The organism is Clostridium sartagoforme AAU1 (genome assembly GCF_000401215.1).
GTDB classification, from domain to species: Bacteria; Bacillota; Clostridia; order Clostridiales; family Clostridiaceae; genus Clostridium; species Clostridium sartagoforme.
This window is the reverse complement of record NZ_ASRV01000057.1, coordinates 1-7,619: the sequence shown is the minus strand read 5'-3', so window position 1 is coordinate 7,619 and position 7,619 is coordinate 1. Positions and strand designations below refer to the sequence as shown.

Annotated in this window: 7 protein-coding genes; 6 read left to right on the top strand and 1 reads right to left on the bottom strand. The window is 27.6% G+C overall.

The window, feature by feature from the left end; genetic code table 11:
* The first annotated feature begins 235 nt into the window (after positions 1-235).
* From A500_RS05015 to A500_RS20305, 6 genes are all read left to right on the top strand, one after another.
* The gene (locus tag A500_RS05015) at positions 236-2,968 is read left to right on the top strand and encodes a sigma-54-dependent transcriptional regulator (RefSeq protein WP_016206499.1); all 2,733 of its coding nucleotides are present in this window, start codon (positions 236-238) and stop codon (positions 2,966-2,968) included.
* 198 nt (positions 2,969-3,166) lie between these two features.
* Positions 3,167-3,475 (top strand): PTS sugar transporter subunit IIB, encoded by a 309-nt coding sequence (locus tag A500_RS05010; RefSeq protein ID WP_016206498.1) that lies wholly within the window; start codon positions 3,167-3,169, stop codon positions 3,473-3,475.
* A gap of 26 nt (positions 3,476-3,501) precedes the next feature.
* Positions 3,502-3,822 carry a PTS lactose/cellobiose transporter subunit IIA gene (locus A500_RS05005; RefSeq protein ID WP_016206497.1) on the top strand — a complete coding sequence of 107 codons (321 nt, stop codon included), beginning with the start codon at positions 3,502-3,504 and terminating at the stop codon, positions 3,820-3,822.
* Positions 3,815-4,906 carry a DUF871 domain-containing protein gene (locus A500_RS05000; protein WP_016206496.1) on the top strand — a complete coding sequence of 364 codons (1,092 nt, stop codon included), beginning with the start codon at positions 3,815-3,817 and terminating at the stop codon, positions 4,904-4,906. The genes A500_RS05005 and A500_RS05000 overlap by 8 nt, the downstream gene beginning before the upstream one ends.
* A gap of 405 nt (positions 4,907-5,311) precedes the next feature.
* Entirely contained in the window at positions 5,312-6,664 is a 1,353-nt protein-coding gene (locus tag A500_RS04995; RefSeq protein ID WP_016206495.1) for a PTS sugar transporter subunit IIC, read from the top strand.
* 99 nt (positions 6,665-6,763) lie between these two features.
* On the top strand, positions 6,764-6,922 hold the full coding sequence (locus A500_RS20305; RefSeq protein WP_157453611.1) for a hypothetical protein: 159 nt from the start codon (positions 6,764-6,766) through the stop codon (positions 6,920-6,922).
* Positions 6,923-7,031: 109 nt separating this feature from the next.
* Here the strand turns inward: A500_RS20305 and A500_RS04990 are convergent, their stop codons facing one another.
* Positions 7,032-7,439 carry a hypothetical protein gene (locus A500_RS04990; RefSeq protein ID WP_016206494.1) on the bottom strand — a complete coding sequence of 136 codons (408 nt, stop codon included), beginning with the start codon at positions 7,437-7,439 and terminating at the stop codon, positions 7,032-7,034.
* Positions 7,440-7,619: the final 180 nt, after the last annotated feature.

Sequence of the window (7,619 nt, the reverse complement as noted above, 5' to 3'; positions counted from 1 at the left end):
TATATATGTTTCAACTAATATTTAACATCATTATTGATTTATAAAGTTAATAATTAATAAGCTTATTTAAGTGGAAGAGTTAAGTTGAAAACATATGCACTATTTATCTTTTTATATAAATTGATGAAGTACTATATTTAATTAAATTCTGTAAATTTTAAGAATAACTTAGTTAAGTGTAGGATGTTATTGTAACTTATATAAAAGTTTACATTAGGAGGCATGATGAAAAAATATGAGTAAAATAAACGAAGTTTATAATGCTTTAAAGGAATTAGAAGTAAAAATGAGTAATAGTATAACAGCAACTGAACTTAGCACTTTTATGAACTTAGATAGAGCTAATGTAAGCAGATATTTAAATCAGCTTTATAAAAGCGGTGTTATTAACAAAATTGAAGGACATCCAGTTAAATATAGTTGTGCTGTTGATAAAGAGGAAAAAGTAAGTACTGAACCCAAGAAAAGAAATAGAGAACTTAAAAGAAATACCTTGGATACTTTAGTAGGTTCGAAGTTAAGCTTACAAATGCCAATTCAACAAGCTAAAGCAGCGATATTATATCCTCCTAATGGGTTACATACTTTAATTTTAGGAGAAACCGGAGTAGGAAAATCAATGTTTGCTGAAGCTATGTATAATTTTGCAATGGAGTCTAAAGTAATAAATAATGAAGCTCCTTTTGTAAGATTTAATTGTGCCGATTATGCTGATAATCCTCAGTTAGTTATGGCTCAGATATTTGGTGTAAAAAAAGGAGCATATACAGGGGCTGACACAGATAGAGATGGATTATTAAAAAAAGCCAATGGTGGGATATTATTTTTAGATGAAATTCATAGATTATCACCGCAGGGGCAAGAGATGCTATTTACATATATAGATAAAGGCCATTTTAGGGTTTTAGGAGATACTGAAAAGTTAGTTCATGTAGAGGCGCAAATTATAGCAGCTACAACTGAAGATCCACAATCTTTTTTGCTTAAGACATTTACAAGAAGGATACCAATGGTTATAACATTACCATCTTTAAAAGAGAAAAATATAAAGGAAAGGTATTATTTACTTAGAGAATTTATAGAGAATGAATCAAAAAGAGTATCTAAAAGTATTTATTTTAATAAGAATGCTTTGATATCGTTTTTACTATATGATTGTCCAAATAATATAGGTCAATTAAAAAGTGATATTCAACTTTCTTGCGCAAGGGCATTTTTAAAGTATAAAGCAAAGAGTAAAGACTATATATTAGTTGAGCAAGAAGATTTACATCAAAGAGTAAAAATGGGACTTATGAAGTTACAAGAATATAGAGAAGAAGTAGAAGAAATTTTAAATAATATGGGAGATGTTCTTAAATTTTCATATAAGAATAAAATTATACTAATTGAAGATGGAGAGACTTTAGAAGAATTTAAGGAAGGTACCATGTTTTATGATAGAATTGAACAAAAGATAGAAGAACTAAAAAATGATGGAATAGAAGAAAAGGAAATTGATGAAATCTTAAATATAGATATAGAAAAATATTTTAGAAAATATATAAGAGATTTACCTGAAAAGTTTAGACGAGAAGAGATATCAAAGATAGTAGATTTGGAAATTGTGGATTTAGTAGAGGAGATCCTTTTATTTGCATCTAATAAGTTGAATAGAGAATATGATGAAAAGGTTTATTTTGGATTAGCTCTTCATATTCAAGGGAGTTTAGAGAGAATAAGACAAGGGATAAAAATATTCCATCCTAAATTAAATTTTATAAGAGGTGAGTATGCTAAAGAGTTTATTGTATCCATGGAAGTTGCAAGTGTTATAGATAAGCGCTTTGGAATTGAAGTTCCTTTAGATGAAATTGGTTATATAACTATGTTTTTAGCAACTAATCCTTATGAAAAAGATACAATCAAGGATGAAAAAGTATCTGTATTAGTTATAATGCATGGTCATTCTACAGCATCATCAATGGTAGAGGTAGCTAATTCTTTAATTGGAGAAGAATATGTTGAAGCATTAGACATGCCTTTGAGTATGAAAGCAGAAGATATGTATAGAATTGCAATGAAAAAAATAAAAGAAATACATGCAGGTAAAGGAGTTTTTCTTTTAGTAGATATGGGATCTTTAACTAATTTTGCAGATATGATAAAGGAAGAAACTGATATCAATGTAAAAGCTATTGATATGGTTACAACTTTACTAGTTATAGAAGCTGGAAGAAAGGCTTTGAACGGACGAGGATTAAAAGAAATATATGAATCTTGTTTAGAGATAAAAAGATATGGGGTTCAAGGTGCGGCATCAAAAATTGATAGAAAAGAAAATATTGTGATTACTTCTTGCTTTACTGGGGATGGTTCTGCTCAAAGATTAAAAGAAATAATAGAAAATAATATGAATAATAAATTAAATATTAAAATTCATGCACTTAATATACTAGATAAAGATGATTTTTATAGTAATATAGAGTCTTTAGGTGAAAAATATAATATACTTGCAATAGTTGGAGTAATGAATACTTATGTACCAAATATACCTTTTATATCAGCAGCAGAAATATTATCTGGGGATGGGATAGACGATTTAGAAAAACTTATATCTCAAGAAGAAGAATATTATAAAATAATTGAAAGTATGGAAAAACAAATAGATAATATAGATTCTTATAAACTTGTAAGAAATATAAGAAAAGTATTACTTAATATAGAAGAACATTTAAATATTAAATTGATACATGAAGTAAAAATAGGAATAATGATTCACACATGTTTCTTAATAGAAAAATTAATGAAAGGTGGTAAAGAAACTCCTTTTGTTATGTTAAATGAATTTAGACATTCAAATAATAAAGAGTTTATACTTATTAAACAATGTTTAAAAATTTTAGAGGAAAATTATAAAATCAATATTGGAGAAAATGAATTGGCTCACATAGTAAAGATGGTAATTAACAACAAAACATCTGTGTAAAATCAAAAAACTCATAGACACTTTTTATAAAGTGTGTAATAAACATTTACACACTGAAAGTTTATTGTTTTATAACTGAAAATGACTAAATAAGGGCCTTTGACTATGTTAATAAATGATAATTTTATAAAATTAAATTTGGCATTAAAATTGCTTTATAAAATAGTGTAAGGAATTATATATAGGGAGGTAATTTAAATGAAGAGAATATTACTTGTTTGTTCAGCTGGAATGTCAACATCCTTATTAGTTAGTAAGATGCAAACAGCAGCTAAAGCTAAAGGTATTGATTGTACAATAAATGCTGTTGGAGAGGCAGAACTAAAAAAGCACGAAAATGAAATAGATGTATTATTACTAGGACCTCAAGTTAGATTTTTATTAAGTAAGATGAAAGCAAAATTTGAACCGCTAGGGGTTCCGGTAGAGGTAATCAATACAGTAGATTATGGAACAATGAATGGTGAGAAGGTTTTAAAACAAGCTCTTTTAATGAGTAGCAAGTAGTAATAAACGTAAAAGGGGTGGAGCCAATGGAAAAAATTATAATGAATCTAATAATCTTTAGTGGTGAGGCTAGAAGCTATGCAATGGAAGCTATGCAATTAGCTAAAATTGGACAAATTGATGAAGCAAGAGAATTACTAGAAAAGTCAAAGGAAACTTTAGGTGATGCCCATGCTACACAAACTAGCTTAATTCAGAAGGAAGCGGCAGGAGATAGGAGCGAAGTATCATTATTATTAGTACATGCACAAGATCATTTAATGACTTCTATAGTAGTGAAGGATTTAGCAGAAGAAATTATAGATCTTCATGAAAAGTTAAGTAAGGTGGAGTGTAAAAATGAATAAGCTAGGAATTTCTGTATATCCTAACAATTCTTCTGTTAATGAAATAAAGAATTATATAAGACTTGCTGCAAAATATAATTTTAAAAGAATTTTTACATGTTTAATATCTGCAAGCGATAAAGATCTTGATATTGTATTAGAAGAATTTAAGGAAATAGTAAGTGTGGCTAATGAATATGATATGGAAGTTATAGCAGATATAGATCCAAATGTATTTAATAAGCTTAAAGCATCAATATTTGATTTAAAAGTATTTAAGGAAATTGGATTATCAGGTATAAGACTTGATATGGGGTTTAGTGGGTACGAAGAATCGGTTATGACTTTTAATGAATACGGACTAAAAATAGAATTGAATATAAGTAATGGAACGAAATATGTAGATAATATACTTTCATATAAGGCAAATTTAAATAATCTATATGGATGTCATAATTTTTATCCACATATATATACAGGTTTATCATATGATAATTTTATAAATTCAAGTAAACAGTTTAAAGAATTAGGGATAAGAACGGCGGCTTTTGTTAATTCACCTTCAGCAAAGTATGGACCTTGGCCAGTTTCAGAAGGGTTATGCACATTAGAGATGCATAGAGATTTGCCAATAGAAGTTCAAGCTAAGCACTTATTTGCAACAGGTTTAATTGATGATGTAATAATAGCAAATGCATTTGCATGTGAAGAAGAACTTAAAGCATTAAGTGAATTAAATAAGAATATGTTAGAGTTTACGGTTGAATTGATAGAAGATATAAGGGATTTAGATAGAAAAATAGTTTTAGAAGAATTCCATTTTAATAGGGGTGATTCTTCAGAATATATGGCAAGAAGCACTCAGAGTAGAGTTAAGTATAAAGGAGAAAGCTTCCCACCATACAATTTGGTAGATATAAAAAGAGGGGACATTTTAATCGATACGGATTTATACACTAGATATGCAGGAGAGTTACAAATAGCTTTAAAGGATATGAAGAATATAGGAAAAACAAATGTTGTTGCAAGGATAAGTAAAGATGAATTATTCTTATTAGATTATATAAAGCCATGGAGTAAATTCTCATTTAAACTAAAAGAATAGATAGTATTTAATCTAGTGTTTAAAAAATTCTGGCTTATGCCAGAATTTTTTTGTAAATACTGAAGTTAAAATAAAAAAAACATAAAATTATTAACATATTATTACACAAATAAAATTTAATACAAATTTGTGTAATACAATTACACAGAGGTTAAAAAATAAGTGTGTAAAAGATAATAGGCTCAAAGCTAGATATATCAATGGTTTAGAGAAAAAGACAAATTTAAAAAAGTTGGCATGCAAATTGCTTTATATATAAGTAAGAAAAGACATAAATATAAAAAGCTTTTATGTAAAGGATTTTAAAATGTCTATTAACTGATTACTCTTTACAATGAAATTATCAGTAAAAAATATTTAAGAGGAAATCAGTAAATATAAATCAAAATTTAAGGGGGATTTTAAATGGAAAAATTCATGAACTGGATGGAACGTTATATTGTTCCAATAGCATCTAAAATAGGTGCTCAAAGACACTTAGTAGCTATACGTGATGGTTTTGCTACAATAATGCCACTTATGATTATTGGTTCTTTTGGTCTTTTAATTCACAATTTTCCAATTCAATCAGTTAAAGATTTATTTGCAGCAGGTATGCCTTTACATTGGTTAGATGTAATTGCATTAAATGTTTATGGTGGATCAATGTTCTTAATGGGGTTATTCGCTGCAATATCAATAGGATATGCATTAGGTAAATCCTATGATGTCGATGGTTTTGCAACAGGATTAGTTACTTTAGCATCAAGCTTAATTTTAACAAATATGTTTGATTACAAAGCTCCAGTTACTTGGGGAGGATTTGATGCAGGAACACTTGGATGGGAACCAGGTTTATTTACAAAGTGGCTTGGACCTTCAGGATTAATTACTATTTTAATAGTTACTTTAATTACAGGTACAATTTTTGCTAAATTAGCTCAAAATAAGAAATTAGTTATTAAATTGCCTGATGGAGTACCACCAGCAGTATCAAGATCATTTTCAGCTTTATTACCAACAATGATTACTTTAACTTTAGTAGGAGTAGTATTTGCTATATTAGAAGCTTTAGGATACAAAGAAGTTTATATGCATGTTTACACATTAATACAAAAACCATTAATGGGTCTTGCAAATTCTTTACCAGTATTATTATTACTAATTTTTATACAACAAGTATTATGGTTCTTTGGATTACATGGATCAAATATATTAGCTCCAGTTATAAATGCAATATTCCTTGCATTAACAGCTGAAAATATGGCAGCTATAGCAGCAGGAAACACTCAAGGGATTAATATAATAAACAGCCAATTCTTAGATTCTTATGTTAATCTTGGGGGATCAGGATTGACAGCAGCACTAATGATAGCTATGATATTTAAATCAAAGAGTGCTATAAACAAGTCAATTAGAAATATTGCAACAGGTCCAGCATTCTTTAATATTAATGAACCAGTTATATTTGGATTACCAATAGTATTAAATCCAATATACATTATACCATTTATATTAGCTCCAATGGTATCCGCAGTAATTGCATATGTATTAAGCGCAATGAATTTTGTTGCACCAGCATCAGCAGTAGTTCCATGGACTTGTCCACCAGTAATATCAGCTATTTTAGCAACTGGACAATGGCAAGCAGGTGCGGTAGCATTAATAAATATTGCAGTTTCAGTACTAATTTACTTACCATTCGTAGCTTATGCAGATAAGAAAAACTTAGAAATAGAGCAAGCTGAAATTGCTTGTGAACAATCAAGTTCATTATAAATTATAATAACGCCCTATAAATAATAATAAAATAAAATGAAAAGTAAAAAGGATAGTGTAAAAGCTGTCCTTTTTGCACAAATCTTAGGAGTTGATAGTATGAAAAATTTACTTTATAAATTTACACATTTATTTAGCTATACCACAGAAGATAAAAATGATGAGAATGTTAAAAAGAGAAAATCCAAAGCAGTAACTAATATTTGTGCAATAATAAGTATTTTATTATTTATATATTTGCTTACAGGATTAAACTAATAATATATAAATTTAAGGGTAAATGTAATTTCATTTATCCTTTTATTAAAGTAAGAATTATTTATTACTTATAAAATCTAATAGGACTGTACCATAAACTACAGTCCTATTAGATTTTCCAATGCTCCTTAAATTTAAGAACTTCATTTAAACTTTTTGTAGCCATTTGCTGTGTCAATACTATTTCATCTTCAAGCTCAGTAATTTTCTTACCTAATACTTGATCTAATATGGATAAATCTTCTTGAAGTTTATCAATTGTTGTAAATTTTTCAGATATAATGTTTAATACCTGAGTAATATCATTTTTAAATTTCATTTGCTCAGATTTCATAATCTGAACTTCAATTTGTAAGGAAGCCAAATTATGATTATTACTTAAGATAATATTTTTCATTTGATTTAAAATTTTAGGCAATTGTTTAAGCATTTCATTTGTTTCTTGTAAGGTAAGATCTGTAGGTTCTTTAACGTGAGATGTCGTATTTCCTAAATTTAAAGTTTTTTGTTCTTCCAATATTCATCACCTCATTATAATATATGATTTTAAATATATAAGTTGCAATAAATATTCTGTATTTAATAAAGGTATCTTAAAATAGAAAAGTTGAAATAATAATTAAAAATATATATAATATTTTATTAAAAATATAATTTTACAAAAAGCTATTAAGTTATTATTATTGATATTTTATGG

Excerpts from the sequence above, each read along its gene's own strand:
- A500_RS05010 (WP_016206498.1), top strand. The coding sequence starts at position 3,167 with ATGAAGAGAATATTACTTGTTTGTTCAGCTGGAATGTCAACATCCTTA.
- A500_RS05005 (WP_016206497.1), top strand. The coding sequence starts at position 3,502 with ATGGAAAAAATTATAATGAATCTAATAATCTTTAGTGGTGAGGCTAGA.
- A500_RS05000 (WP_016206496.1), top strand. The coding sequence starts at position 3,815 with ATGAATAAGCTAGGAATTTCTGTATATCCTAACAATTCTTCTGTTAAT.
- A500_RS05015 (WP_016206499.1), top strand. The coding sequence starts at position 236 with ATGAGTAAAATAAACGAAGTTTATAATGCTTTAAAGGAATTAGAAGTA.
- A500_RS20305 (WP_157453611.1), top strand. The coding sequence starts at position 6,764 with ATGAAAAATTTACTTTATAAATTTACACATTTATTTAGCTATACCACA.
- A500_RS04995 (WP_016206495.1), top strand. The coding sequence starts at position 5,312 with ATGGAAAAATTCATGAACTGGATGGAACGTTATATTGTTCCAATAGCA.